Here is a 26,057-nt window from a genome sequence, read left to right as displayed (position 1 = left end):
GCCCATATCATCCCTATGAATGGAGAAAGCTATCGTCTCAAAGAGACGTACTCGAAATAACAAGAGGGTGGTCAACTTTTATATGAGCGACATGGTCAACTTTTGGGTTGACGATTACAATAAGAGCACATACAGCTAGCGAATAACTAGTAGTATAAAAACTAATATCAAAATAAATATTTCTTATTATTAAAATACAGGCAATGATTAAAACCATTGTGTTGGAAATTAGTAGACTGCTTCTTTTCATATAGTTCATCCTTTCCAACCAATATTACCATAAAAATCCACACCCTTCTTCTACTCCCCTGTTTGCAAATAAAAAAGCTGCTTCTGCAGCTTCAAAAGAATTTCTTGTATAACTCGCGTCTTAAATGTCCGCTTAGATAAGCGTATACTCTGGTTGTTTCGCTTTTTTCGTGTCCCATTAAATTTTGTATGACCTCTAAGGGTGCTCCATTATTAATAAGAGTCGTTGCGTAACTATGTCTTAGCTGATGTGGATGAATACACTTATTGATCCCTGCTCTTTTGGAGATCTGTTTAATGACATATCTCATCTGTGCAATGCTCATGCGATGTGGCGCCCGGGTTGTAACAAACAGGGCTTGTTGATCATCCGTTCTTTCTTCCATATATCTTTTTAACCAAATACTGCATCGAGTATTAAAGTACACTTCCCTTTCTTTTTTCCCTTTCCCAAATACGATAACCGACTGTTCTGCAAAGTTGATTGCTTGCTTGTCCAAGCTTACAACCTCTCCGATTCTGCATCCGGTTGAATACATAAATTCAAATAGGGCTTTTTCAAAAGTAGAGCTACAGGCTTCACGAAGTAATTCAATTTCTTCCTCGGTTAAAAACTTAGGAATCCTGCTTTCTGGCTTCGGTTCTTTTATGTTTGATACAGGGTTAACCGGGATATAATTCTCTTCCTGGGCCCATTTGAACAAAGATTTAATAAAACGAATTCTATGACAGAGACTAGATGCCTTTAACTCAGCTGCAGCTTCCCCAAGATAAAGTTTTACAGATTCTGTCGTAATATCAGAGATTTGGATGTCCCCAAAGTATTTAATTAACAAGAGCAGCTGTACATTATACACCTTTAATGTCTGAGAGGAATATCCTTGAATTTGTTTATCTGCTTTATATAATTTCCAGGCTTCAGAAACAAGCATCATGAACAACCCCCTGGCACTTTTACATCTAGTGTTCACCTAAAAACCGGAAATTATACTAAGTTAATAGTTTTTTATTCGGTTATTGCACCCGTTAGTTTAAGTAAAAAGATTCACAATATATTAAGTATTTCATTTGAAACTATAAAGGTAAATGTTTTGTTTTATAATCAATACCTAGTTCCTCATACCAATCATTTAGACCAATCCACAAATTTTCGCAGAGAATATATATATGTTCTTTATCATTCAAATTCCCATCCAGAATCATTGCAACTAAGTTATCATAACCAAGAGGTTTCAACTGTAGTTTTAAAGATTCCTCATAAGTCCTTGCTCTCGTACTATAAATTTGTTTATTTGCCAAACCAATTAGTTTTGCTGTTTGCCAAACTAAGTCTTTTGCTCCCATTGGGATGTAATTCAGGTTATTTATTCTATAGTTATTCCGTATTTTAGCTATTGTCTCATAAGGTTCCCAAACCATAAATTCTCTCATTACATCCTTGATAGCTATATCAGAAATCAGAAACGGTAAACCTTTTATTTCTTCAAAAATACCTTCCGGGTCATATATGGGTAGAGTATTAATAAATACTCCTGACTTTATTGACCATGAATCATCTACTTCTCTTGCTTGTATATATATTTCACTTTTTTGTTTCATACTAATTTCTATTTTGAATTTGTCATAGATAAACTCATAGCTTTTTAAGTTTATTCCATCCTTTGTTACTACATGCAGTTCAATATCAGAATATGGACCATCGGTGCATAAAGCAATTGATCCATATGCTCCAATTGCTAACACATTATCTCCGTTAGCTTTTAGTAATCTAGCCTTAATCTCTTTAATAATCTCCAGCTTTTCTCCTCTACTAGTCGGAAATGGATAAGGTTGCATCTAGTTCTCCTTTCTAAATAACTCAAACTTATTACTAAGACAATGTTCACCTTGATATCGTAAAAACAGGGCAGGGCTAGAGAAATATAGCCATTGCCCTTTAAATGGTTAACGCATATTAGAGAGCTGCTGTTTACCTTTATAACGGCTCTCTTAAGGATGACTGCTCCAAGTACATTAAAGCTTGAGGAATGGGAGTCCGCCACCTCTTTCTTAAGGTTTGCTACTATCAATAATAGGCAGCGTTAAATACTTTCTAGATGTAATAAGATTAATAAATGACAAACATAATGAAGTAGATGCAACAAGAAATACAACAACAATACTGTATCGCTGGCCCAGCATCCCCATTGCAAGAGTTGATATTCCAAATGTCGCCATTATCAAAGAGCTCTGAGCCGCATATACCTTAGCCAATAGCTTTTCCCTAACCAACTGTTGAATGATTGTATGAACAGAAATCATCTGCAGTTCTTCAAATAAACCGTATAAGCCAATAAACACAAGAGACAGGATGGGATTTAGATTAACCCCAAATAAAAAAGTCATTAAAAAGACCATAAAACCACCAAGCAATAGTACTCCCTGAATTTTTTTGTTAATAAATTCAGATTGTCTATATGCAAATACTCCTCCTAAAAATAGGCCTAATAATAAAGATGTGTTTATATAGCCCCACCATTCAGTACCTACACTTAGCCTTTTATCTATAAAAGGGTATAGAGTGGATGATATCCAAACAGGACTGGCAATGGAACCAAAAAATATGGTTAAATGAAGAACTCTAAGCCTTCTGTTTTCAATAATTAATTTCCACCCCTCAAATATAGAGGTTTTTTTACTTTCGTTAACAGATAGATCTATAAGTTTTTCCGATTGTTTGTTTTCTTTGACTATTACGAATGCCAACAAGAATGTCGATATGACATAAAAACTGAACGTCAAAATTAATAATCCATTAGAGTGCAAAACTGCTGCTAAAATACCTCCAGCAGCCCATCCACCCATTTGAATGAATTGATGTATCGAAGACATAAGGCTATTTGCTTTTAATACGTATTCTCCGGAAACGAGTTGAGGTATCAAAGCACTACTTGCTGGATTAGCAAAACTGTCTAAAAGAGTAATTAAGAAAATAATTATATAAACCGCTTCAATTGAACCTTTTGACATTAGTAATGATACATATAGAATTAGCACAAGTAAGATACAAGTTTTAATAAATTGAGAATTAAATAAAATCCATTTTAACTTGTATCGATCTATAAGTAATGGTGCTAATATTCCTCCTAAAAATCCTCCAAGCATATTTATTACGGGAACCAACGAAACATGGAATAAAGAATTTGTTACACTATAAACACTTGTTATAATCGCAACAATATAAAAAACATCTCCTGCATTTGAAAATGACTGTCCTGCCACTAAGACATTAAATGATTTATTATTCAACGCAAACAATCCCCTCTTATTTATTTTTTGCTAAGAGAAGATACTGTTTACATTGGTTTCACTCCTTTTGTCTTTTTGGTGATTCATTTCAAGTGTTGATTGATATCAATTAATAAAAATATAAGAGGGGGATGTTGCAATCCACATTTTGGTAATATTTTCTATAAATAATAACACAGAAATTAATCGTTTTGTATAAAATGTGGAATTGATTTTGTTTTTGAGCTAACTGCTTGAATAAAAGTACTTTTTATATCTTTATAGAATAATGCTTATTGAACAAACCTGCCCCGTTTGTTATATAAGAAAAGCTGCCTGGTTTGGCAGCTGATCTATAACATAAGCACCTGTTTGTTGAATAAGAAATGTCTTATCATTTTTCTCCTTTTCTAAAGGATATAAATACAAAGATTACACCCGCTATGCCCAATATAATAGATAGTGTTATTGGAAGTGTTCCTACCTCTCTTAGTGCAGTTCCGTAAACTCCATACCTTGAGTCCCAACCTTGTCCATCAGACCCTACTAACACTTGAGAATAGACTGATGCTGAAATCAACAGAGAACCATAGATAATTGAAGCCAATAGTAAGAGTGTTAATCCTACGCTTCTAATTTTAATCACCTCTTCTTGAATTAAACTGCCACGATTATAACATAAGCAGAGCTGCCTGGTTTGGCAGCTTATCTGGAACGTAAGCATCGTAAGTCTAATAAGATAAACTTTAAAAACTACTTTTTATAATAGAATTATTCGTATGAAAAAGTAACCAACTTACACGTTTCACACCTATATGCTGGGATTTTGCCGATTTTAACTTCTGCTTTATTAACTAATACTTCATTTCCAAAATCAAAGAAAACTGAATCACTAGATTCCGACCAGCATATTCGGCGAGCAGAATAAATATATCCTTCCATTAAATCTTTACTACATTTAGGGCATTTTACAGAAAACCCCATATTAGTACAGCCACCTCTCTCATCTATCTTTTTTATAAAGAATTATCATCCCTTTTTGTTAAACAACATTGTTAATTAAATTCATCAAATCTATCTAAAAGCTGCCACCTAAGTAAGTAGTTACTCCATTGTATAATAGAGGTTTTACAAATTCCTTCTTGTTCTAAACTGCCCCTTTTATGAAAAATAAAAGATTGTAATTAAGCTTATATTCATCTAAGATCCTTGGACAAATTAATCTTAATTATTCCTATTAAGCCACTTAATCTTCCACTTTGATTTCCTCAATCCTCCAGTCTTTTTGGGCTTCCATTTTCCCAGGACCTTTTGTCATGACAACTGTGTATTGAACCGCGGGGTCAACAGCTTTGTAGGTGAAGTATATTCTTTCTTGATCATAGCGGAATGCCTGGAGGTCGAGAAAGGCATTCTCCATCCACTCCACTTCTTTCCCTTGAAACGAAAATCCACAAGGGCAGCTCCCGTCCTTACCCGTTGTGTAAGAGCCGATTCCTCCTTGTAACACAATGTATTGGCTCGCCTCATCGAATGAGGTGCTCTTTTTGTAGTTTTCCACAACCTGAAGTGCTGTTTCGAATTCACGATAGTTGATAGGGGAATTGAGGATTTTCAATTCTTCTTTGAGAGGCAATAAGGCTTCTTCAAGTTCCAGATTACTCTGTCTTTTCACTTCCAGCTCTTTCTCTGCATGTGCAAGTTTCTCAGCAAGCTCATCTTTTTCCTTTTGATAATCCGCCGCGAGATTTGAACCGTTTATGCTGTCAAAGATAGCAAGTACAGCAATCAGTAGCAGAACCAAATAAGAATATAATATCAATTTCTTTTTCACATTAATCCCCCTCCCATATATCCGTTAATCCATATTACGAAAGTAGATAAAATAAGTTTCTTTTCAAAAGAAGTTTCTTTCTTCTTTACTTCGTTAAATATGGACTGCCAAGGGCTATGTTCACATATGAACTGGTCCGTTTATCGTGAGAACCGGTTGGTTGTTCAAAAGGCGTCGCTTCATAGGAATTTCCTCCATAGCACCACAGCTTCTCCATATATTTGCAACTGGCCTGGTGTCCTCTCTTCAACTAACCTGCCCCGTTTGTGGATTAACAAATGTAACATTATTTTATTTCCCACTTTATGTCGATTTTCCCTTTCAAGTTATCACCTGTGACAATTAACATATATACACCTGCTTTTTCTGCATTAAACTGGATTGTATTCGTATCAATGCCTCTATATTCCTCAGACGTATCTTTTAGTTCTGTCACCCCCACATACTCACCATTCTCATCTAAAATATGATATCCATATCCACCTCCATTTAGTTGCTCAAATGATATATAAAACGTTACTACCTCTCCCTTATTTAAAAATATTGGAATCTCATTTTTCCCATTAAAACGCTCAAACTCTGCGGAAAAATTTGAATTTGTTTTCTCTTCAGTCCAACCTTCTTTAATAGTAAAATCAAACAATCTTATACAGAGCATTAGAGGGAAAACTAAAAGAAAAATCCATACTAATTGTTTTCTTTTCTTTAATAGGGAGGAGCCAAAGATATAGATAAATGCACATAATGCACCAACACTTCCAGCAATCACTGAAAACAAATTAACACCCGTAATTAGAAAAAACACAAGAAATCCTGCTAAACAGTGCAATAGGACTCTCGTATGGTATTTGATCTCTATCCATTTAAATGTTACTAAATCAATTAGCAATGTCGTCATTAGTGCATATCCGCATATCAAAGCCCAGATCTTAATATTCAATAAATTTTCGCTAAACTCATACAAATCAAATCCAGTTGCCAAAATGATATACAAACACATTACAAATACTAATAAACCAAGGGCTGCTAGTTTATTCAGTATGTAATCCATTAGATTTTTATTAAACTTTATTCCTAAAATCGTAAATCCCCCTAAATGTTTTCTCCAGATGGTATACATTATATATTAGCGGATATTACAATATTTAACACGTTAGATATAAAGAATGAGTCTCCAGACACTTAAAAATGATCTTAGATTAGTATGCCTACTGTTTATAACTCCTCAATATTTTGAACCAGTTGTTCAAGGAAGTACAGCAATCTTTAACAATCCTGCTCCTTTTATAGAATAACAAAAAGCCGCCTAATGTTAATGGCAGCTTCTATTAGACACAGGTACTCGTTAGTTACAAAAAATAAATATCACTTTGACATGGCAGATTTCCAAGAAAAGAAGGGGTCCTATTCGGTGATTGCTATTTATAACAAAGAGATCTTATTAGTCTAGAAAAGTTGAGTTAGCAATTGAAACCAACATTTCTGGTGGCACTCTATTGGCAATCCTCTTTGAAACACCGAGCATGTATTGCCAATGGTCCTTTTCAAAGACAAGCAATGTATGGTTCCTGTCAACAATGTAAATAGCTTCTTCTCCATTTTGAAGTCTGTATATTTTTTGATCACCTTTATTCCTGAAGTCAATCTTATTCTTTAAAGGTCTTATATCAATATTAAAATGATTTTGACCCTGGTCTTCATTTATAAACTCTATTTCTAAGCCATCATTAATGCCGTATTGTTTGTCCTCATAAAACCTTCCGAAAATGTGGGTGAAAGGTACAGGCGGCAATCTTGTTGGCAACTTTAAATCTTCCTTGAAGTGCTCTTCAAACTCCCTTACTGCCTCCTCAACCGGTTTATACCCGAGCTGAGGGTATATTTCTTCTAAAGGTTGAGGTTTGTCTTCCTGGGCAGCATATGCAGGAGCGGTGCTCAATCCAAGGGTTAAGGCACTTATAATACAAAGTAAATGAGATCTCATTTGCATCCCCCTTAATCAATTTAGGGATATCATGTCCAGGATTGCTGATTACATCCTTTTCAACATAAAATAATTGAAAGTCTTCATTTTTTACCGTTTGAGCTGCAAAAAAGATTAGATTTATTTACATGAAAATTCACTAAAAAATATTTGCCCCTTTGGATTAATATGGAAACCCACAAAAAAGCGTCAGTCCTGCTTAGACTAACGCTCTTGCTTATTTTGCTTTTAACGATTATTTCATTGAACGTGCAATCTCCACCATCTTCTCCATTGGTATCTTTGAACTATGTATTTCAATATCAGTTCCTTTTTGCGACCATTGAAGTGATCCTCCAGTGACAATTTCTAGACCTCATACAAGATCCTTGTATGAGGTCCTATTTAAGCTAATCCGTCCATCAAATGTCACTGTTCTCTAAGTCAATCGAGTAGGCTTTCGACATATAGTGTGTAACTTTTCTAGGGGAGTTGTATTTGTCATTCTTGCTAAATATAGTCAATCCAACTTCGTGTACATCAATAAATGTATCGACCTTTTCAAAATCAAGGTTATTAAATTCAATAGGTTTATCCCAGGTTCTTGTTGGAACTAAATTAACTTCAGAAAGTCCCTGTCCAAAGAATATAAACACGGTCAATCCACTTAAAACCAAATCAACTGTACAATCACAAATTACTTTTAGTGTGTCAACCGATTCAATTTTGATAATAAAGCCCTCAGAGGAGAATTTGTAAGAAGGGATGTTCTTTTCCAAGATAATCCTTTCAACGTGTTCAAAAATCACAGACTCCAGCACAAAGAAAACAGGAAAGCTAAACATATTTTGAATCGTAGTAAAAAGAAAGTCAGTTTCTATGTCTCTAATTCCAACTTCAATTGATTTGAACATATCTTTCGGAAGGGCAAAACCATTTATTATGCTATTGTGTGAGTATTGAACGAAATATTCTTTTTTCAATTTCTTCCCTCCTACTTCCACTTTCATTTGTGCCTTATCCATAATATTTTCCTCACTTTCATTTTCATAAAGGAATTTGAACACACCTTCCCCTTTTATGAAACAATGAGTGCTGCCTAAAAGCAGATCTGGAATATAAGTAGCCAATAGTAATTGATTCTTTAATTGTTCATAATAAGAGCAAATCAATTTGGGGGATTCTTATGAATAAAAGCATTTTAATATTGATTTCCTGCTTCACGCTTTTTTCTTGTTCATCCGTTCAAGCTGAAACCGTAACTAAAAAGGATATACACTTGCGTGATGATATAATCCTCGATTTACTTTTTCAACCCATCAACAAAGCAATTAAAAAAATTTCGGTAAACCGAAACAGTTTTATTGTGAGCAAATTCTTCAAACCAGTGAGAAGCTAGAACACAATACCTACTGCTACTTTAATGTTACCGTGCAGTTAACAACATTTGAAGGTGCTCACGATTTCCCCTTTGATTTAGTGACTATCACCTTTAGTAATAAATACAGTATGGAGTGGCAGGCGGTCGATATCAAAGCCGAATGAAATAACTGATTGCAAAAACCCTTAGTAAGAAAGGGGCTTATCCCGAAAGAATATTCTTCAAACTTTACTGCCCCTTTTATAAAATAAGAAAAGCTTCCAGAGTTTCGGCAACTCACTCTGATTAACTAATAAAATAACTGTTCTTCTACTCCTTTTCTTGTTCGGTCCAGTCGGCAAGGATCTCACTAATAACTTCTGAAAGAACATCAACAGTTCTATACTCCTCTTCCAAAGTATTCTCCTTCCCTCCAACTTTTAACAACACAGAATTACCAAACAAATCTTGATTATAAGTACTTCCAGCTGGGGTTTCTTTAGTAAAGACTCCCCTAGATAAGTTGGGGTATCTCGCCTCAGTATATTCATGCAGCAGTTGAGCAAATTTAAAATTAACTTCGTATTTATCACTGGATTTCGATACAATAAATGAAATTCTAGGATAGTCTTTTCCATCTATGCTAATCGTTGATTGGTTTCTCTTTAATGAATCCCTGTGTATATCAAGAACCATTTTCAGCTTTTTATTATGTGATAAGGCATTTTCAAGTGGTACTCTGGAAACTTTATGTGCCTCGCTATACGAGAGTTTTTTTTCTTCTAATTCCTCCTTAATATCCGTGCTATCATGAATAGAATGAATGCCATAATTATTAAGTTCTTGGCTAAGTCGCTCACCAACTAATGAAATATTTCTTTCTTCGTGAAACAAATCATCTGAATTATTCGTTGAAGTCTCTGACACGAAAGATTCCTGACTATGTGAATGGTAGATATATACTAAAGGATCGTGGTTTTCTATAGCTGCTGTAGAAGCTGAATTTTCATTTTGAGGAGTGGAAAAGTTGTGATAAAAGGTATCTTTTCCGCCATAAAAGAAGAACCATGAAAGAGCCAATGTACACATGGCAAAACTGGCTGAAGCAATCGTAAATTGTTTGAGCCTGCTCCTTCTATTTAGCTGCCTGGCCGATTTTTTGAGTTTATCGGCTGTGTCCAAGACAAACTTCTCTCTTGGGTTGATTGGGTAAGTTTCCTTTATTAAGTCGAACAAGTCTTTATCAGTTTGCATTCCCGATGACCTCCTCTATATTCCACTCAAGCTTCATTCTAAGTATTTTTAAAGCCCTGTGATAATCTACTTTGACCTTTGACTCGCTGCATTGAAGGATTTCGGATGTTTCCCGGATTGAAAACTCATTTATGCCTCTTAGGATCACTACCGTCCTATACTTTGGTTTCAGCTCAGATATAGCACCATGAACAATCCTTTTCATTTCGTTTTCCTCAATTAATTCTTCAGGTTCTTTTTGAGCCGAGATAATATGTTTAAAGAAGCCGTCGGTAAAAAGGGAAGAAAATCTTCTTTTTCTATAATTGTCAATGGCAACATGCTTTGCAATGGAGAAAATCCAAGTTCTTTGATAGTCAATATTTTTGCCGCTGGTTAAGTTATTCAGGATACGTAAAAAAACTTCTTGAGTTAAGTCCTCGGCATCATTCTGGTTCCCAGTAAAGCAAATAAGGAAGCGATATACATCCAAATAATGACTCTTATAGATCTGATCGATTCTCTTCTCTAACCTTTCATTGCCGGCCAAATTGTTCCCCCCTTGTTTAGTCTTCATGTATTAATCGTTTGAGCTGTAAGAAAGGTTACAATTATTTACATGGAAATTTACAATTAACTTAAACACACCTACCCCTTTTATATGTTAAAGAATACTACAAAAAAAGCGTTAGTCCTGTTGGATCAACGCTTCTTTCTCGGGTACTGCTTATTAAACAAACCTGCCCCTTTAGCTCATTAACCCGTGTACATTTTTAGCAAAATAATTTCTGATAAGCAACAATTCTTTTTCCTCAAACTGATAACAGTCTTGCTTATGGGAGTAGTTATACATCACCTTCTCTAATGTAAGGAACATCTCTTTTGGCAGTGATGACAATCCCCAGTTTCCTGCCTCTTGCTTAGATGAAATTAATCCTTCTCTTAAGTACAAATACACCCTAATTAAATTCAACGTGCAATATACAGGCTCATCAAATATATTTTCTAAGCAATCGTTAAAATCTCCAATTATAGAAGAGGTGTAAAAGGAATGAGGAATCAAAGGAAATACGTCCACAATTGATTTCCCTTCAATGCAAATTCCCCGATGGTTGATTATAGTTATATGTGCAGCCAAATCTGGATCTTTCTTAATTTCTCCATTTAAAAACTCAAATGTCTGTAATGCTAAATCCTCTTCATATCGTTCTCTCCAAAATTCGCTGTAATGAAGTCAAAAGGACAAGGGTGCTCAAATAACGTTAATTGTTCTCGATTTAAACAGCTTACTTCAACAGGAAAAGAGGTGTTTGAATGAGCAAGGAATAGGTGTGCTAATTGTCTTTTGGTTTCAATTTTTAATAGGTCTTCAGTGACAATTAAGATATCAATATCGCTGCTATTAGGATTGAATCCCCCCATCGCAAGTGAGCCGTGTATATAAAATCCTGTGAAATTGTCTCGGATAACTTCTTGTGTCTTAAATAGCAGATCGAGAACAAAGTCTTTTATATCCGACGAACAATTTGCCCAATCATAAGTTATAGAGAATCCCTCCTCAAGTTATTAAACTAACCTCAGTTTGTTCAATAGTAAAACGCCATGAATTAAGGGGCCATCTATCAAGACTAACTTAGTGGTTCTTCCCAGTCTTCATCAAGAACCAGTTTACCGTTTTCATTACGAATATATGCGGTCCCTGGCGCTGAATTCAGTAGTGGTATTATTTCTCTGTCGTAATTACATATAGTATTAACTTGATATACTGAATGGTTTTTGGGATTATTCATATATTCATCACTTTCATCACCTGCCATGAATCTCCAGCCACTATCTGGATTCCCGTTTTGGTATGGCTCTTCTCTATACATAAAACCAACTTTGCACCCGTTAACTGTTATTCTGTCAGTTGCAATACAGCCCTCATTAGAGCCAATTAGTCTTTCAATTTTGTCACCAGGGATAATGAATTTTTTGCCTTTCTTTTTAAAGCAAACATTTATTTGCAGCCACTTTTTCTTTTCGTAGTAAATTTTTTCTTTATTGAACTAAACTGCCCCTAATGGTTGGCAGGCGTTCTGGAACATAAGCACTTGAATGAGGGAATTGATTACGGGCTGAAAAATAAGCGGAGAAATTCCCCCTATTTTCAAAAACCCTCTAAAAACAGCTCAAATAGACGGAGAAATTCCGGCTATTGATTCAAAAAACAGGAAAATGGGCAGCTTCGCTCCGCTTAACCGGAAATTTTCCGCTTATATAAACCCAACCGTGCCATGTTTAGCAGCTTAACCGGAAAATCTCCGCTTATTTTAAGCCTTGCTGGTCACCCGATTAAGGATAAAACTTCCTCAAAAAATAGTCATTACCTTATTGTCAATAACGGTTGTCACTATGTTATCTAAAGGGTGCTTTCGCATGTGGATTCATGTGTTACTATTCAAAAAACATTGATATACAATGAAAAACAACAGACCAAATCATATGCGATTTGGCCTGTTCATTAGTGTGCTATTTTAAATGTTTCTCCACCAAGACGGTACTGCTTACCATCAAGGGCATCCCTCAGATCATTTATGAAACTCTTTCATCCTGCTGCACATATTCCTCTTCCCAATACTCTGCATTTTTGATGCCGAGCTTCTTGGAGTTGAAGACCGGATCGAGCCCCTGCTTTTTCTGGGCTTCATAGTCCTTCAGGGCAATAAGGGCCGGTTTGGCCAGGATCAGGATGGCAATCAGATTGAGCCATACCATCAGGCCGAGCCCGACATCCCCAAGCGCCCATGCGAGATCGGCTGCATTGACGGCCCCATAGAAGGTGCTGCCCAGCAATACGATCTTCAGGATGAAGTTCATGAACCTGCCGTCCTTATTGCGCATAAGATAAGTCATATTCGTTTCGGCGATATAGTAATAAGCCATGATCGTTGTAAAAGCAAAGAAGAAAAGAGATACTGCGACAAATCCTGCTCCAAAGCCAGGAAGTGCAGAGTCAACTGCAGCCTGGGTGAACGCCGGGCCTGCTTCTACTCCCGGGAGTCCGTTGAAGATCATCGTTTTGCCGTCTTCACCGACTGTGTTGAACATGCCGGTGAAAAGAATCATAAAGGCTGTTGCAGAACATACGAAAAGCGTATCGATATAAACAGAGAATGCCTGGACAAGCCCCTGCTTTGCCGGATGTGATACCTCGGCAGCTGCGGCTGCATGCGGCCCTGTACCCTGGCCGGCTTCATTGGAATAGATTCCGCGTTTTACCCCCCAGGCAATCGCACTGCCGACAATTCCGCCAAACATGGAATCCGCGGCAAACGCACTGCTGAAAATAAGGGAGATTACGCCTGGAAGCTCGCCGATATTCATGCCGATGATGATCAGGGCAACCAGCATATAGCCTACTGCCATGAATGGAACGGCATATTGGGCAACTGTCGCAATCCTTTTGACCCCTCCGAAGATGATTAGGCCGAGAAGGACGACAATGATTCCGCCAGTGATATATACGTTAACGCCAAATGCATTTTCCATGCCCAAAGCAATCGAATTCGACTGGATGCCCGGCATAAGTACTGACATAGCCAGCAGGGCAGCGACTGCAAATAAAGCTGCAAACCATTTGATGCCGATGCCCTTTTCGATATAATAAGCAGGGCCCCCGCGGTATAATCCATCCTGTTTTACTTTATAGATTTGTGCAAGAGTTGATTCCACAAAGGCGCTTCCTGCACCAATGAATGCAATGGCCCACATCCAGAAAACTGCGCCGGGTCCGCCCATAGCAATTGCTGTAGCGGTACCAGCGATGTTACCAGTTCCCACGCGGCCGGAAAGAGCAATAGATAAGGCCTGGAAAGAAGATACGCCCGCATCGGAACTTTTGCCTTTGAACATGAGCAGCACCATGTCTTTAATGTGCCTGATCTGCAGAAAACGGGTTAACACGGAAAATAGCAGCCCTACTGCCAAACAAATATAAATGACAGGCGTGCTCCAAAGTATTCCGTTTAATTGGCTAACAAAACCTTCCAAACAAATTCCCCCTTTTATTCTGAATCTTTTTCCTATTAAGAATTATATGTGAAATGGTACTGGAGTACAATCTTTTTTTGCTCTGTCTTCTACAGACATTAATGAAGGAACAGAACTCTCCAGCCCGAAATACAAAAAAGGCGCACAGCCTAAAGGCCGTGCACCTTTTTTCCTATATCGCCTCTTCCTTCAGCTGGCTGTGGTAAAGGCCATGGTAGAATCCTTCCTGTTCAAGAAGTTCCTCATGGGGGCCTTTCTCAATGATCCTGCCCTCATCAAGGACAAGGATCTGGTCGGCCTGCTGGATGGTGTTCAGCCTGTGGGCCACCACAAAGCTGGTTCTTCCTTCCATCAGCGTCTGGAGCGCTTCCTGGATTTTCATTTCTGTGATGGTATCAATGCTGCTAGTTGCTTCATCAAGAATCAATATTGAAGGATCTGCAAGAAAAGCCCTGGCAATGGATAAAAGCTGGCGCTGCCCCTGGCTGATTCCGCTGGCGTCCCCCTTCAGGATGGTATCATACTGCTGCGGCAGCTTCATGATGAACGAGTGTGCATTAGCCATCTTTGCAGCTTTTTCCACTTCTTCGTCTGTCGCATCCAGCTTTCCGTAGCGGATATTTTCCCTGACAGTTCCCTGAAAAAGGAGCGAATCCTGGAGGACGAATGCCATATGCTGCCTTAAGCTTTCACGCTTGATTTTTTTCAGCTCACGGCCATCGATCGTGATGCTGCCGCTGTCATAATTATAAAACCGGGAGATCAGGTTGATGATCGTAGACTTTCCGGCGCCGGTCGGACCGACAAGGGCCACAGTCTGCCCGGTATTTGCCTTGAAATTGATGCCTGTTACTGTATTTTCACCCTTTTCATAAGAAAAAGAAACATCCTTGAACACTACTTCCCCTTTGATAAAGCTGATTTCTTCTGCATCCTCTTCATCCTCGAATTCTTCTTTCTGGTCCATGATTTCGAATACCCTTTCAGCACCGGCGATAGCCGACAACAGGGTGTTAAACTGGTTGGCCAGGTCATTAAGCGGACGGGTGAACTGGCGGGCATATTCGGCAAAAATGACGATGACGCCGATTGATATCATCCCTTTTAGGACAAATATGCCGCCCACTCCTGCGATGATGGCAAAGCTCATATTATTCAGCATGTTCATCAGTTTGGGGATGAAGCCTGAATACGTCTGGGCCCAGAAGCCCGCTGCCCGAAGCTTTTCGCCTTTGCCGATGAATTCTTCAATCACTCTGTCTTCCTGGGAAAAAGTTTTGACTATCCGCTGTCCGGAAATCGTTTCCTGGACAAAGCCGTTCAGCTCTCCCAGGTTGCGCTGCTGCTCTTTGAAGAGCCGGCCGGTCCGGTTCGTTATCCACTTCATTCCATAAAACATGACCGGAACAATGATCATGGTGATCAGGGTAAGCAGCGGACTCAGCCATAGCATGACCCCCACGGTCCCGACAAGCGTTAGCACACTAGAAAAAACTTGAATGACCGAGCTGTTCAGCGTGGAGCTGACATTTTCGATATCATTTGTCACCCGGCTCATCAGCTCTCCATGCTGTCTTTTGTCAAAAAACGGAATCGGCAGTTTGTGAAGGTGGCGGAATAGCTGGGTCCTCATTTTAAATACCGTGTTCTGGGCAATCCCGATCATCCAATAGTTCTGGAACCAAAGGGACGCAGAATAGACAATATAGATAGCAGCAAGCCCGGCAAGCAGGACAGCAAATCCGCTGTTGCTTCTTTCTACGATATACTGGTCAATTCCCCTCCCAAGGAGGAACGGACCGAGCAGCCCCAGTACACTGCTGAGAATGACCATCAGCAGGACGAGGAAGAGGAGCCCTTTTTCCTCGGCAAGATAATTCCAGATCCTGCGGAGAGTCCCTGCCCAGTTCTTCGATTTTACTTTTGGTTTCTTTGCATCATCCGCTGTCTTTTTGAGATTCTCTTTCTCCAGGACTGGAATCTTCTTGTAGCGGAATGGTTCAGTCAGCTCCCTGAACATGCTCCAGCGCCTCCTCTCCAAACTGCGAACGGAAGATTTTTTGATACAGCTCTGATTCCCTCAGGAGTGTTTCATGGTTCCCCTCGGCAATCAGCCTTCCATCTTCCAGCAGCAGAATATGAACTGATTCGATCGCCGTACTGATTTTCTGTGTAATGATGAGAGTTGTCGCGGTATACGTCCGCAATGCCTCCAGGAGCTTTGCCTCTGTTTTTAAATCCAGGGCACTTGTGCTGTCATCCAGCAAAAGGATCTTCGGCTTGCGGACAAGGGCACGGGCGATGGAAAGGCGCTGCTTCTGGCCCCCTGAAAGATTGACGCCCTTTTGCCCGATCTTCGTGTCATATTGAGCAGAGAGCCTTTCAATGGAAGAATGGATCTGGGCCTTCTTTGCCGCTTCCTCCACCTCTGCAAGGGTTGCGTCTTCTTTCCCCCAGCGGATATTTTCCTGGACGCTTCCTGTAAAGAGCAGGGCCTCCTGCGGGACGAATCCGATCTGTTTGCGCAGATCTTCCAGTCTGACTCTCTGGATATCCTGCCCGTCAATCCGGACGGTTCCGCCAGTCACGTCATACAGCCGGGGAATCAGCTGGAATAAAGATGACTTGCCGGCCCCTGTGGCACCAAGGATGGCTGCCGTCTCGCCGGCCTTTATTTTGAAGGATACACCGTCAAGCACCACTGTGTCTGTGCCCGGGTAGCGGAAGCTCACAGAATCAAACTCGATTTCCCCTCCCTCTATTTCAAATCCAGCCAGAGCGTGCTCAGAATCCTTCAGATCCACTTCTGTATTCAGGACATCGGCAATCCTGCCAGCCGAGGCTTTCGCCCGGGAGAAGGCCATGATGATAAAAGAAAGCATTGAAAGTGCACCCGTAATCCTTGTGGCATAGTTGATGACGGCAACCACTTCCCCTACTTTGGCGCTCCCGTCATCCACCTGGATGCTTCCAAACCAGAGGACTCCGATGATGCTTATATTCATGATCAGAAGAAGCATCGGCATCGTCACTTCCATCAGCCGCAGAGCAAAAACAGTCTGGTCCTTCAGGTCCCCTGTTACCTCTGTGAACCTTTCGCTTTCATGGTTCCTGCGCAGAAACGCCTTGATGAGCCTGATGCCGGCCAGATTTTCCTGCATCACATTATTGACGTCATCCAGCTTCTCCTGAACTTTTTTAAACAAGGCCCCGCCTTTATTCATAATAAAAATGAGGAAAATAAATAAAAATGGGACAACCGCACTCAGAATCAAAGCGAGCTTCACATTGACAACAAACGCCATGATCAAACCCCCAATAACCAAGAGCGGAGCACGCATCATGATGCGCAGGCTCATGAAGACGATATTCTGGAGCAATGTGACATCATTGGTCATCCTCGTGATAAGAGAAGAACCCGGAAACATGGCAAAGTTAGCAAACGAGAAGGATTGCACTTTCCTGAACACACTCTTCCTGATATCAAAGCCGAAGCTCTGGCTGACGTGCGCAGCATAAAAGGAATTGATGATGCCGGCCGCAAAGGCAATCAGTGAGATGCCAACCATGACCGCACCCCAAATCAGGACCTCATCCATATCCTTTTTCATGATTCCTTCATCAATGATCTTGGCCATCAAGAGCGGCTGAAGCAGCTCAACCGCAAGCTCTGTCAGCATCAATGCAAGAGCGACAATGACGGCGACTCTGTATATTTTTAAAAATCCAAACACCTTTCCCATAAATCGTCCTCCAAGTCTGATTCCTGCTGAATTGCTTTTCCTTTACCCGCCTTTCGAGGAAAAAGTTCAGAATCTTAATCTTTCGTTTAACTAAATATATACACTATCATACGACTTTTTACGGAATTTTGAAATTATTTATCTGCTAATTCTTTTTACTGTATGCAAAAAGGCATGCAGTTACATGCCTCCCCTTGTTTTATATAATGGAAATCCTTCAGCTCTGGACTCTTCTCGCATTCTTGATGATCTGGTTGATGACCTCTGAGAACACAAGCCCGATTGCGATCGCCCCGGAAATCATGAAGGCCCGGGCTGCGAGGGAGATGGCTGTATTATAGTCATTCTCAACAAAATTCCTCATCGCATCATATGCAAGCCCGCCCGGAACAAGCGGGATGATCCCGGCTACACTGAAGATGATGATCGGCGTCTTATAGGCTCTTGCAAAAAACTGGCTTGTGAAAGCCACGAAAAAAGCTGCACTAATTGTTGCCGCAACGGCGTCAACCCCAGACGATTCCATCCAGAAATAGACGAGCCAGCCGATCATGCCGACCGTACCGCACTTGATCAATGACTTTTTCGGGGCATTGAATAGAATCCCGAATGCTGCCGATGCTATAAAGCTTGTTGCAAGCTGTTCAATCGTTTCCATGCAATGCCTCCTTAAAATGAGATGAAAGATAATACGACCGCGATGCCTGATCCGATGGCAAAAGCAGTCAGAAATGCTTCAGCGCCTTTTGACAGACCTGACACCAGATGGCCCGCGATCAAATCCCTGACTGCATTGGTAATCAGCAGACCGGGTACAAGCGGCATCACTGATCCGATAATAATTTTATCAAGCTCATTGCCGGCCCCGGAAAAGACAAAAGCATAAGATGCGAGGCCAATGACAAATGCCGCTACAAACTCAGCAAAGAACTTGATCGGCACCCATTTATGAAAATAGACAAAAGAAATGAAACCCAGTCCGCCGCATACTACCGCGGGCAAAAAGTCTTCCCAGCTCCCCTTGAACATAATTAGGAAACAGCCGCTGGAAATGGCAGCCGCCAGTATCTGAAGCAGCAGCGAATACGCCATCGGGGCAGCCTCCACTTCCCGCAATGACTGCAGGGCTTCCTTCACTGTCAGCTCCCCGCTGCTGATATTGCGCGAGATGCTGTTGACGATGGTGACTTTATCAAGATCAGTTCCCCGCTCGGAAATCCTGATCAGCTTCGTTTTGGTCGGATCATGGCCTTCTATGGAAAAAATAATGCCAGTCGGCGTAACATAGCTGTGCGACTGGTCAACCCCGAAGGAAGCAGCTATCCGCATCATCGTGTCCTCGACCCGGTATGTTTCTGCGCCGCTTTGGAGCATGATTTTTCCGGCAAGAAGGCAAACCTCCATGATTTCATATGTATCGTTCTTGAATTCCTCCACTGGCTCTCCCTCCATGCACAAATCACTTGGCTGAGGTCATGGTCAAACAAAGCAGGAGCGATCCCGCCTTTATTTTCTTCCGGAAATTTGCCCTGCTGGGATGTATATTCCCCCATGCACTTTTTACAGTTTAAAGCATGAAGGATGGCAGAGGCAATTTTAATTTCCTTTCCTTACAAAAGAAAGATAAATCGCATAACTTCAAGCCCTTTTTAAAGATCTCTTGGTCTCTCAGCCAAAAAATCCATCCAGCATGCTGAATGGATTTCCGGTCAATGTTTATCATCATCAGGGACAGGCTTTATCCCGAGCTTCTGAATGATCGGCTTGATCGTGAGCCCCTGGACAATCAGGGAGAACAGAACCACGCTGAAGGCAAGAAGCAGGACTGTATCCCTGCCTGCAAAAGAAGGCGGAAGGCTCAATGCAAGGGCAATCGAGAGGCTTCCCTTCAAGCCTCCCCAGTTCAGCAGGATTTTGTATTTGCTGGAAAAGTCTTTAACAAATGCAAGGCTGCTGTAAAGGGCAATTGTCCGGCCTGCCAGCACAATGACGATGGCCAGGACAATCGTCCACCAGTTATTGATGAAGCTGATATTTTTGATTTCCAGGCCGATCATCAGGAAAATCAGAGAATTGGCGATCAGGGTGATCACATCCCAGAAAGAGCTGATATTAGTCTTCGTTGTCTCGGACATGCCGATCCTTGCGCCATAATTCCCGAAAATGACCCCTCCGACCACTACGGCGATAACACCTGATACCTCCAGATGCTCAGCGATAAAATAGCTGCCGAAGAACAGCAGGATTGAAAATGCAATTTCGAGCGGATAGTCATCATAAATGCGGATGATCTGTGAAAAAATATAGCCCAGCAAGGCTCCAAGCAGGGCCCCGCCTATACTGAATTTAATGAACAGCCAAACGCCGCTCGCAATCCCGGCCCAGCCCATTTCTATGTACGTAAGCAGGTAGATGGAGGATATCTGGAACAGTACAACAGCCACACCATCATTAAGGAGAGACTCTCCTTCTATAATGGTCACCAGCTTTTTTGGAACGCCGAGCGTTTTGAATATTGATATAACACTGATCGGGTCTGTTGCACTCATCAGGGAAGCAAACGTGAAGGAAAGGACCAGCGGAAGCCCAAGCAGATAATATGAGCCCAGGCCGATAATAATGAATGAGAGAAAGGTTCCCCCAAAGGCAAGCGCCAAAATCGGCCTCCTCACCTGCTTCACCTGAGAAAAAGGCATTTTAATGGAGGCATCCCCCAATAAAATGGGGAGAAATAGAGAAATAATGATAGCCTGAAAAATATGTGATTGTGTAATAAACTGTTCAGCCTCTTCAAGAAGCGGTATATTGGTGAGCCCCAGGATAAGACCGACCAGTACAAGCGCAATGGAATATGGCTGCCTGGCCAGCTTTGCAATTCCGATAACCGTTACCGAAACAGCGAGCAAAAATAAGATTTGAATAAAGACCTCATCAAAATGATGCACTGAAAATTCCCCTTTCCGGCACAGACATTAGCCTGCAGTCCTGCCATTACCTTTACCTCAATATGGAAGCAGAAAACCACCTATTGAAAAAGGATGCCGCTATAGCCCAAGTATCCCTTCCGGGAGAGGTTTTCATGCATGAGAGGAGACTTGCTTATTCTGCTGTCCCTTCCTTTTCTTCACTTGCCATCATAAGGCCAAAAGCTCCTGCAAAGGCGGAAAATATGGAGATAAGGGTCCTAGTATAAAAATGCCGCCTTGACAGTCTTTACCAGCTTAAAATAGAAAAGCCCGCCCTCAAAGCGGGTATTCCCATAAACCCAGCCGGCCTTTGGCCGGGATTGGCTCCTTCAGGATTTCCATGCCGCTGACCTGCCAGGCATAGCAGCCAGTCCGGTAATCGCCCAGATAGAGCTCCTGTCCCGATATAATCCTGCCGTTTTCAAGCACGGCCCCTGACCCGGAGTGATCTATGACACTAAAGCAATCCTCCAGGCGGCAGACAGCTATGATCTGCCCGGCGGGAAGATTTTCCTCTGAGTACCCATGCCGGCCTAAAAGCTCCGAGACCATCTTTTGCCTGCATGCTTTTACGTCAATTTTCTGGCTGGTATGAATGGCCAGCGCCCCTCTGTATGGGGTTTTCCAAGTCCGCGTTTCATACTCAGCCTCCCGCAGGGCAAACAGACTGGCCCAGGGCTGTTTCATTGTTAATACCTTCAATCTCCATCCCCCATCCTGCATTTTGATATCTATAGTCTGCTATCCCAGGGAAAATTTATGTTTTGTGGAGCTGACGGGTCTGCTACATCAGATCAAGCCGCTGCGTGATGCCTTTAATGACTTCCTGGTAATAAGAGCGGTCATGCGGTACAAAATCTCCGATGGCTGCTTCCTTCTCCAAATAAACTTTCTCGCCGGCACTGCCGATCTCGAAGCCTTCCATCTGCACCTTGCCGTCCCCGCTTTCCCAAAGCTTCTTGAAGCTGTCCCATTCAATCCGGTAAATGCCGGCTACTTCTTCCTGCTGCAGCTCATACTCGATGAACGGCTGGGAGCATTCGTAAAGAAACACATTTGCCATTTCTTTATCAATGAAGTTCTCCTTCTCAATGCAATATCTAATGATTCCGAGCGGTGACAGCTCTTCGATATCAACATCGATGCCGATTTCTTCTTTTATTTCCCTGACGCCATCCTCAACGGTTTCTTCAGCCAGCAGATGCCCGGCCGCCGTAATATCCAGAAGGTCCGGATAATCCTTTTTCTCTTTGCTTCTCAGCTGTACATATATATAGACCTTCTCCTCTTCCCGCTGAATGAACCAGCAGTGAAAAGCTTCATGCCAAAATCCCTGCCGGTGCACATCCTTCCTTGTGGCCGTCCCGATCTGATTTCCTTCCTCATCGAATATTTTCAAAAGCTCCTGCTCCATATGATCTCTCCTCTGCTTGTTGTTAAATTGCAGTCCTTAGAGTTATTCTCCCACATGCAGGAAAATCCTGCATGGCAAAAAGCCCTGGAAGGATTGCCTCCCAGGGCTTTTCACTATTGGGCATTAGCCAGCAGATCTCTCTCTTCTTTAGCCTTCTTCTTCTTAGGTCTCCCTGATAAAGAGAAATAGGTCCACATCCGCATGATTTTTTCAAACGGGCCCGTTCGGAACAGCTTCAGATAGAAATAGCTTCCGGCAAGCTGGACGCTGTAGATCGCCACGGTCAGCAGGATGCCTGCCAGTACGCCCAGCTTGCCGAACAATCCCAGGCCATAGCCATAAAAAACAGTGGTGCAGATAACAGACTGCAATAGATAATTGCTCAGCGACAGCCTGCCTACACTTTCAAAAGCCCTGAACAAAACGGCGCTTCCCTTAACTGCGTACAGCCAGGCAAAAAGGAAGATATAGCCGAGTGATAAAATATTCCCTCCAAACATATACAGAACACCGGTCCAGCCAGATTCCGCCACCATGAGCGGCGAGGCTTTCAGCAGGATTCCCGCTCCGGTGAGGATGCCTCCCCAAAGCAGATATCTGCTCTTATTGCGGCCGATTTCATGGAAAGAGCGGCGCTTGGCGGCATACATGCCAAACAGAAACAGGGGCGCTGTTATGAACGGCATGGCAAGCATCATGAACAGGTAAAAGGAGTCCGGCATCCCGAACGGATCGGCATTATTGCGATGATTGGATATTTCGCTGTAGGTTCCTGTGCCATATATTTTATTAGTGTCTGCCACATACTCATCCATCCTTTTTGCCTCATCGGCCGGGACGGCAGAGTCCATGCCATAGCCCATAAAGGAAGCAAGAATCAGCAGCACCATTCCCCATACAAGGAGGGTTTTCTTTTTCCGGTTCAGGAAGAGCAGCAGAAAGAAGCCCATGATTCCATAAGAGAAAAGGATGTCGCCCTCCCATAGTAGACCGCCGTGCAAGCCGCCCAGCACGAGGAGCAGGAAAAACCTCCGCATCAGATGCCTCCTGTATTTCAAACCTTTATCTTCAAGCCCCTCTTTCAGCTTGATCAATGAATAGCCGAATAAAAAAGTGAAGATCGGCATGAAGCTGCTCTCAACAAAAATCTTTAAAGTTTCATGCAGGAAATGATCCAGCCCAGAAGGTGAAAATGCCCCCATCTCATCCTTCCCAAACATCCCGTATTGAAAAATCAGCATATTGGCAGCCAGGATGCCCAACAGGCTGAAGCCCCTCATCCCATCGATTACGTGTATCCTCTTATTTGCTCCGTCCATTTTCATACTCCTTTAATCTGCTTTCCTTCAATAGGAAGCTTATATTCTATCTCCAGTATAGTCCGCCTCTATTTCCCTGGGAGAAACAGAAGTTTACTTTCTGATAAACTTTCTGGAAAGTTGTTAATATGCTCGTAAGGTTTATGTGCTACGATAGTGACCGAGGTGGGCAAAAGTGGAAAATGCAGAAATCTTATTAGTGGATGATGAGAAATCAATCGTGAAATTAATGGAAACCGTTCTAAGAAAAGAAGGATTCACTTCTATACATACAGCTTACACAGCAGAAGAGGCGCTTGAGTGCGTTTCCCGTCACCCCATTGATATTGTGGTGCTTGATGTTATGCTCCCTGGACAAAGCGGCTTCGATATCTGCCCGAAAATCAGGGAAATCTCCAATGCTTATATTCTCTTTTTAACAGCACGCGTCTCTGATCTTGATGTGCTGACAGGATTTGCGATCGGCGGGGACGATTATATTACCAAGCCCTTCAACCCATTGGAAATCGCGGCGAGGATCAAGGCAAGGCTCCGGCGGAACCAGGCTGCTTCCCCTGCCATAAAAGAGACTGGCAGAAAGCATGATTTCGGGCGATTTATCCTGGACGAAGAGGCAGGGGACCTGATTGTCGAGGGAAAGGCCGTACAGACGCCTGCCCAGGTATTTCTCCTGCTGCAGTATTTGTGCCAGCATCCGAACACCGTCATCTCAAAAACGCAGATGCTTGAAGCCGTATGGGGCTTTGACAGCTTTGTGGATGATAATACCGTTACTGTACATATCCGAAGGATCCGGGAAAGAATCGAGAAAGACCCGAGCCACCCGGAACTGCTCGTAACCGTGCGCGGACTGGGCTACAAGCTGGTCAAGGGGAAAAAGGGATGAAGTCGCTCAGGCGGAGGCTGGCCCTTCACTTCTCTCTTCAGTTCATTTCCATCATGGTGTTTGTCGCGATTTTTTCTCTGGTGCTTCTATTTGTGCTGCTGATGCATTTAAACAGAGAAGAAATGAAGCAAAATTGGCCCGCTGGTGCCCTGGAAGGCATTACGATCGATACGCTGATTGAGGATAACAAGGCCACCATCAGTGATGCCTGGAAACATCAGCTCGAGGAACGGAATCTCTGGGTGCAGGTTGTTGATATGGATGGGGAGGTCATCGGGTCAGAAAATACGCCTGAACTCCTGCCTGACTCATACTCCGTCAGCGAGATCCTCCAGATTGAAAAAACGAATCAATATGAAGGCTTCTATGTTTATTCCGAGGTCGACACAACCTTTAAGGACCCGTATTTTTATATGCTCGGCTATGAAAACAATGAGCTGGAAAGCCTCCAGCACTGGTTCTCACAGTATTCAAGCAGCGGCAGGCTCTCTGATGAAAACCTGAAGAAGCTGGAAAGGGAATTAGAGCCAATGGAAGGCTCCATCCATGTGGTAAACCAGGATGGGAAAGTTGTCCAATCCGCCGGTTCTGAAATAATGAAACAAGACTACAAGCCTCTCGATGTACTTGTCAGGACAAAATCACCGGGAAAATTCGAAACCCATACAACGATCTTCAATGATCCGGAATCGGGTTTCACTTGGATTATGCATACCCCCAGGCAAGAGGCAGAGCCTGAAGGCTTTGCGTTTCTTACTGAAGTAATGAGGGTCATTGTTATCCTCGCAGCTGTACTGCTTGCCTTGACCATAGGCATTTCCTTCTGGCATGGCTTCCGGTACGGCCAGCCCCTCCTTCTCTTCACCGGCTGGCTGGAAAGGATGGGCTACGGAAATTACGAGGAAGTGCTGACAGAAAAAGAACGCAAAAAAGTCTTCCGGAAAAATGGGAAGGTGCGCCTGAGATACAAGCTTTATAAAGAAGTAATCGGGGCTTTTTACGAAATGGCCGAAAAGCTTTCTGCATCGGACAAGGAAAGAGACCGGCTGGACAAAACGCGTGAAGAGTGGATGACCGGCATATCCCACGATCTAAGGACACCCCTTTCCACTATCCAGGGCTATGCCCATTTGCTTGAAAGCGGGCAGTACCGCTGGACCGAAGCAGAGCTTCTGGACATGGGCAGGATGATCAGGGAAAAAGGAGATTATATGACAGCCCTGATCGAGGACTTCTCCCTGGCCTTCCAGCTCAAAAACCAGTCGCTCCCCCATCAGCTGAAGCCGGCCGACCTGAACGAACTTGTGCGCGGCATCATGCTGAAATTTGTAAACGACCGCACCCTTGACGATGTTCCCTTTAACTTTGAAGGGGCAAATACAGATCTTTTTATCCAAGCAGATATACGGTGGTTTGAGCGGATGCTCGATAACCTTATCTACAACTGCATCAAGCACAATCCAAAGGGCACAAGCATTACCGCCTCAGTCAGCAGACAGGACCAATCCGCCATTGTCACCATTTCTGACAATGGTGCGGGAATGGACGAAGAAACAGTCCGGCACCTCTTTGACCGCTACTTCCGCGGTACAAGCACAGACGAGCAGACAGAAGGCGCCGGCCTCGGCATGAGCATCGCCCGCGCCATCGCCGAACTGCATGGCGGCAGCATTCTTGTCTCTTCTGTCAAACATCGGGGGACTGTTTTCCGGCTTGAGTTTCCTTTGGAGAAAGAGGCGGAGCGTGCAGGAAGGTTAGAAGGTTTGGCATAGCCACAATGCCGGGAATTAG

At 42.2% G+C, this 26,057-nt stretch carries 27 protein-coding genes and 1 pseudogene; 4 read left to right on the top strand and 24 right to left on the bottom strand.

What is annotated here, in order from left to right; translation table 11 throughout:
* Window positions 1–341 precede the first annotated feature (341 nt).
* From LCM00_RS21680 to LCM00_RS21635, 10 genes are all read right to left on the bottom strand, one after another.
* Complete coding sequence (locus tag LCM00_RS21680) at window positions 342–1,181, bottom strand: tyrosine-type recombinase/integrase (protein ID WP_224905972.1); 840 nt, start codon at window positions 1,179–1,181, stop codon at window positions 342–344.
* Window positions 1,182–1,323: 142 nt separating this feature from the next.
* Window positions 1,324–2,085, bottom strand: coding sequence for a kanamycin nucleotidyltransferase C-terminal domain-containing protein (locus LCM00_RS21675; protein WP_224905952.1), 762 nt, complete (start codon window positions 2,083–2,085; stop codon window positions 1,324–1,326).
* 213 nt (window positions 2,086–2,298) lie between these two features.
* A complete protein-coding gene (locus tag LCM00_RS21670; protein WP_224905950.1) occupies window positions 2,299–3,537 on the bottom strand; it encodes an MFS transporter in 1,239 nt (412 codons plus the stop codon).
* A gap of 373 nt (window positions 3,538–3,910) precedes the next feature.
* The gene (locus LCM00_RS21665; RefSeq protein ID WP_224905948.1) at window positions 3,911–4,123 is read right to left on the bottom strand and encodes a phosphatase; all 213 of its coding nucleotides are present in this window, start codon (window positions 4,121–4,123) and stop codon (window positions 3,911–3,913) included.
* 164 nt (window positions 4,124–4,287) lie between these two features.
* Entirely contained in the window at window positions 4,288–4,500 is a 213-nt protein-coding gene (locus LCM00_RS21660; protein ID WP_224905946.1) for a PF20097 family protein, read from the bottom strand.
* Between the two features lie 262 nt (window positions 4,501–4,762).
* Window positions 4,763–5,350: a hypothetical protein gene (locus LCM00_RS21655; protein ID WP_224905940.1), complete on the bottom strand. Its 588-nt coding sequence runs from the start codon at window positions 5,348–5,350 to the stop codon at window positions 4,763–4,765.
* 286 nt (window positions 5,351–5,636) lie between these two features.
* Window positions 5,637–6,401 (bottom strand): hypothetical protein, encoded by a 765-nt coding sequence (locus LCM00_RS21650; protein WP_224905938.1) that lies wholly within the window; start codon window positions 6,399–6,401, stop codon window positions 5,637–5,639.
* 390 nt (window positions 6,402–6,791) lie between these two features.
* Window positions 6,792–7,334 carry a hypothetical protein gene (locus tag LCM00_RS21645; protein ID WP_224905936.1) on the bottom strand — a complete coding sequence of 181 codons (543 nt, stop codon included), beginning with the start codon at window positions 7,332–7,334 and terminating at the stop codon, window positions 6,792–6,794.
* A gap of 235 nt (window positions 7,335–7,569) precedes the next feature.
* Window positions 7,570–7,680 carry a DUF4367 domain-containing protein gene (locus tag LCM00_RS21640; protein WP_224905970.1) on the bottom strand — a complete coding sequence of 37 codons (111 nt, stop codon included), beginning with the start codon at window positions 7,678–7,680 and terminating at the stop codon, window positions 7,570–7,572.
* 55 nt (window positions 7,681–7,735) lie between these two features.
* Window positions 7,736–8,443 (bottom strand): hypothetical protein, encoded by a 708-nt coding sequence (locus LCM00_RS21635; RefSeq protein ID WP_224905934.1) that lies wholly within the window; start codon window positions 8,441–8,443, stop codon window positions 7,736–7,738.
* Window positions 8,444–8,678: 235 nt separating this feature from the next.
* Between LCM00_RS21635 and LCM00_RS24955 the strand changes: the two are divergent.
* Window positions 8,679–8,858: pseudogene (locus tag LCM00_RS24955) on the top strand (DUF3888 domain-containing protein); the annotation flags it as partial.
* A 145-nt stretch (window positions 8,859–9,003) separates the two neighbouring features.
* On the opposite strand, the gene spoIIP reads toward LCM00_RS24955, so the two are convergent.
* The 11 genes from spoIIP to LCM00_RS21575 all read right to left on the bottom strand — a co-directional run bounded on the left by spoIIP (window position 9,004) and on the right by LCM00_RS21575 (window position 20,626).
* Complete coding sequence (gene spoIIP / locus LCM00_RS21625; protein WP_224905931.1) at window positions 9,004–9,927, bottom strand: stage II sporulation protein P; 924 nt, start codon at window positions 9,925–9,927, stop codon at window positions 9,004–9,006.
* Window positions 9,917–10,456, bottom strand: coding sequence for an RNA polymerase sigma factor (locus tag LCM00_RS21620; protein ID WP_224905929.1), 540 nt, complete (start codon window positions 10,454–10,456; stop codon window positions 9,917–9,919). The genes spoIIP and LCM00_RS21620 overlap by 11 nt, the downstream gene beginning before the upstream one ends.
* A 198-nt stretch (window positions 10,457–10,654) precedes the next feature.
* A complete protein-coding gene (locus LCM00_RS21615) occupies window positions 10,655–10,984 on the bottom strand; it encodes an aminoglycoside adenylyltransferase domain-containing protein (protein ID WP_224905927.1) in 330 nt (109 codons plus the stop codon).
* A 110-nt stretch (window positions 10,985–11,094) separates the two neighbouring features.
* Window positions 11,095–11,328, bottom strand: coding sequence for a hypothetical protein (locus tag LCM00_RS21610; RefSeq protein ID WP_263623457.1), 234 nt, complete (start codon window positions 11,326–11,328; stop codon window positions 11,095–11,097).
* A gap of 206 nt (window positions 11,329–11,534) precedes the next feature.
* The gene (locus LCM00_RS21605) at window positions 11,535–11,822 is read right to left on the bottom strand and encodes a DUF2185 domain-containing protein (protein ID WP_224905964.1); all 288 of its coding nucleotides are present in this window, start codon (window positions 11,820–11,822) and stop codon (window positions 11,535–11,537) included.
* A 658-nt stretch (window positions 11,823–12,480) separates the two neighbouring features.
* Window positions 12,481–13,938, bottom strand: a complete 1,458-nt coding sequence (locus tag LCM00_RS21600; RefSeq protein WP_224905925.1) for an alanine/glycine:cation symporter family protein — start codon at window positions 13,936–13,938, stop codon at window positions 12,481–12,483.
* A gap of 172 nt (window positions 13,939–14,110) precedes the next feature.
* Complete coding sequence (locus LCM00_RS21595) at window positions 14,111–15,958, bottom strand: ABC transporter ATP-binding protein (protein ID WP_224905923.1); 1,848 nt, start codon at window positions 15,956–15,958, stop codon at window positions 14,111–14,113.
* A complete protein-coding gene (locus LCM00_RS21590) occupies window positions 15,939–17,681 on the bottom strand; it encodes an ABC transporter ATP-binding protein (protein ID WP_224905921.1) in 1,743 nt (580 codons plus the stop codon). Before LCM00_RS21590 ends, LCM00_RS21595 begins: the two co-directional genes overlap by 20 nt.
* A gap of 217 nt (window positions 17,682–17,898) precedes the next feature.
* Window positions 17,899–18,339: a threonine/serine exporter family protein gene (locus LCM00_RS21585; RefSeq protein WP_101551837.1), complete on the bottom strand. Its 441-nt coding sequence runs from the start codon at window positions 18,337–18,339 to the stop codon at window positions 17,899–17,901.
* Between the two features lie 11 nt (window positions 18,340–18,350).
* Window positions 18,351–19,133: a threonine/serine exporter family protein gene (locus LCM00_RS21580; RefSeq protein WP_101551839.1), complete on the bottom strand. Its 783-nt coding sequence runs from the start codon at window positions 19,131–19,133 to the stop codon at window positions 18,351–18,353.
* A 257-nt stretch (window positions 19,134–19,390) separates the two neighbouring features.
* A complete protein-coding gene (locus tag LCM00_RS21575; RefSeq protein ID WP_101551841.1) occupies window positions 19,391–20,626 on the bottom strand; it encodes a cation:proton antiporter in 1,236 nt (411 codons plus the stop codon).
* Between the two features lie 62 nt (window positions 20,627–20,688).
* On the opposite strand from LCM00_RS21575, the gene LCM00_RS21570 reads away from it, so the two are divergent.
* Entirely contained in the window at window positions 20,689–20,874 is a 186-nt protein-coding gene (locus LCM00_RS21570) for a hypothetical protein (RefSeq protein ID WP_224905919.1), read from the top strand.
* 49 nt (window positions 20,875–20,923) lie between these two features.
* Here LCM00_RS21570 and LCM00_RS21565 read toward each other — a convergent pair whose 3' ends face one another.
* The 3 genes from LCM00_RS21565 to LCM00_RS21555 form a co-directional block, all read right to left on the bottom strand.
* On the bottom strand, window positions 20,924–21,349 hold the full coding sequence (locus LCM00_RS21565; RefSeq protein ID WP_101551845.1) for an ASCH domain-containing protein: 426 nt from the start codon (window positions 21,347–21,349) through the stop codon (window positions 20,924–20,926).
* An 82-nt stretch (window positions 21,350–21,431) separates the two neighbouring features.
* Window positions 21,432–22,061 (bottom strand): NUDIX hydrolase, encoded by a 630-nt coding sequence (locus LCM00_RS21560; protein WP_224905917.1) that lies wholly within the window; start codon window positions 22,059–22,061, stop codon window positions 21,432–21,434.
* Window positions 22,062–22,174: 113 nt separating this feature from the next.
* Window positions 22,175–23,380, bottom strand: a complete 1,206-nt coding sequence (locus LCM00_RS21555) for a DUF418 domain-containing protein (protein WP_224905915.1) — start codon at window positions 23,378–23,380, stop codon at window positions 22,175–22,177.
* Window positions 23,381–23,555: 175 nt separating this feature from the next.
* On the opposite strand from LCM00_RS21555, the gene LCM00_RS21550 reads away from it, so the two are divergent.
* Entirely contained in the window at window positions 23,556–24,266 is a 711-nt protein-coding gene (locus LCM00_RS21550) for a response regulator transcription factor (protein ID WP_101551851.1), read from the top strand.
* Window positions 24,263–26,038, top strand: coding sequence for a sensor histidine kinase (locus tag LCM00_RS21545; RefSeq protein WP_224905913.1), 1,776 nt, complete (start codon window positions 24,263–24,265; stop codon window positions 26,036–26,038). The genes LCM00_RS21550 and LCM00_RS21545 overlap by 4 nt, the downstream gene beginning before the upstream one ends.
* Window positions 26,039–26,057: the final 19 nt, after the last annotated feature.

Source organism: Bacillus infantis (genome assembly GCF_020171945.1).
GTDB classification, from domain to species: Bacteria; Bacillota; Bacilli; order Bacillales; family Cytobacillaceae; genus Bacillus_AB; species Bacillus_AB infantis_A.
The sequence above is the reverse complement of the archived record's forward strand: the minus strand, read 5'-3'. Positions and strand labels throughout refer to the sequence as shown.